Origin of the sequence: Mesorhizobium sp. M7A.F.Ca.CA.004.04.2.1 (assembly GCF_004022825.1) — a bacterium.
Taxonomy (GTDB): Bacteria; Pseudomonadota; Alphaproteobacteria; order Rhizobiales; family Rhizobiaceae; genus Mesorhizobium.
Window position 1 is genome coordinate 1 of record NZ_RZPH01001031.1, and the last position, 2,064, is coordinate 2,064.

At 63.8% G+C, this 2,064-nt stretch carries 1 protein-coding gene; it reads right to left on the bottom strand.

What is annotated here, in order from left to right:
* The coding region (locus EN893_RS30800) for a Pls/PosA family non-ribosomal peptide synthetase (RefSeq protein ID WP_245490932.1) at positions 1-2,064 on the bottom strand (2,064 nt) is incomplete at both ends.

The following is a 2,064-nucleotide window of genomic DNA, read 5'->3' on the forward strand; positions in this document are numbered from 1 at the left end:
GAATGGTGATCGCCGAGGTCAGGAGCACGGCGACGAACAGCGCGACCTCGGCCCATTCGGTGTAGTAGTTCAGCGCCCGGTCCCAGATCGCCAGCGTGACGAACAGCATGACCCATTGCGTTGCCACGAAGAGCAGGATCGTCACCAGATTGTGGCGGTTCTTGTGCGGGATGCGCCGGCGCCGGTCGTCTTCGTCGACGCCCGCGATGAGTTCCTTGTCGCGGTTCACCATGCGCGGGATTTCAAAGGCAGGCGAACCCAGAAGCCCGACATTCTCGCGCAGCGGCCCGTCGATGGGGATCATCACCTTGGTGCCGAGCAGGACGTTGTCGCCGGTGCGCCCGTCCGGCGGATAGTAGATGTTGTTGCCGAGATAGTTGCGCTCGCCGATCCTCGTCGGCTCGAGCCGGAAGGCGGAGGCGGATTTGTGCATGTTGATCATGAACAGCCCGTCCGACACCATGGTCTCGGTGCCGATCTCGCACAGAAGCGGGTTTTCGTGCTGCTGGTTGGAGCCGAAATTGGAGCCGGTCTGCACCACCTTGTTGAGGTTCCAGCCGATCGCTCTCATGTAGTGCACGATGGCCGAGCTGTCGCCGGCCAGCAGGCCGAGCACGCGGGAATTGCTGGAGAATTCAGCGACCGTCTGCAGCCAGTAGCGGAAGCCGTACAGCGTGTAGGTGCGGCCTGGCTTCAACAGCAGGCTGACCAGGCGCGGCACCAGCGTCGCCGCCAGGAAGGATGCGGCCATGTAGCCGAACAGCGTCACCGTGGTGCCGATCGCGACGACGCCGATGGTTTCCTGGTAGTCGTCGCCGACGTTTTCCCAATAGCTGTGGAACAAAAGCGGCAAGGGGGTGACGATGGCAAACAGCCCGATCAGCTGCACCGCTTCGAAGAGGAAGCGCCTGATGTTGGACGGATCGACATTGCGCACCTTGCAATAGTCGGCCGTGGTCGGCACGGCCGGCGAGCCATGCCAGCGTTCGCCGTCGGGGATGCTTTGGCCGCGGTGCAGTGAGGACGAATGGCCGAGCTGGGCGCCGTCGCCGATCCGGGTGTCGATGTCGAGCGTCGAGCCGACGCCGACAAAGGCATCGCGGCCGATGGTCAGCGGCCCGGTGTGGATATAGCCGGACTGCGCCCGGAAGCCGAGGATCATGGATTCCTTGCGCAGGATGGTGTTGGCGCCGATCGAGATGAGATCCGTGCAGACGGGCACGGATTTCGATTCGATGACGGCGTTCTTGCCGAGCTTGGTGCCCAGAAGCTGCAGGTAGATGCTGTAGAGCGGGCTGCCGCGGAACAGCACGACGGGCGCGGTGCGGATCAATGTCTTGACCACCCAGAAGCGGAAGTAACGCACGCCCCAGATGGGAAACGCCTCCGCCTTCCAGCGGCCGACCAGCACCCATTTGGCGATGACGGCAAAGCCCGACATGCCGAAGAACACGGCGGCCGAAAGCGCCACGCACCTGATGTAGAGCTGCAGCGGATCGTCGAGCGCGTCATACATCCAGTTGAGGCCGTCATTGACCGCCCACAAGGCGCCATAGCTGTAGAGCGCGTAGAACAGCAGCTGTGCGGCGCCGCAGGTCCAGTAGGCGAAATTCGAGGCCCGGCGGGTGAGGACGGGCTCGTTGGTGGCCGTCGTCATCTCGTCCGCCACGCCCAGGTGGAGCGCGAGCCGTGCCACGGTCGGGTGGAGGTAGATGTCGCGCATCGACGCCGTCGCCCATTCCTTCCTGGTGCGCAGGCGGGCGCAGAAATGCGCCATCAGCAGCGAGTTGGCGCCGAGATCGTCGAAGAAATTGTCCTCGACGGACACTTCTTCGAATTTCAGCACCGCGGCCAGTGCGTCGGCGAGGAAACGCTCGTCGTCATTGGCGGGCGCGACCATGGCGCGATCGCCCGAAAGCCGCACGCTTGTCGGCTTCGGCAGCTGGCGCAAATCCACCTTGTTGGAAACCGTCATCGGGATAACAGGCAGTTCCTCCAGATAGGAGGGCACCATGTAGTCGGGCAGCCGCCGCTTCATCGTCCTGGCGAGGTCGGCGCGCGAGA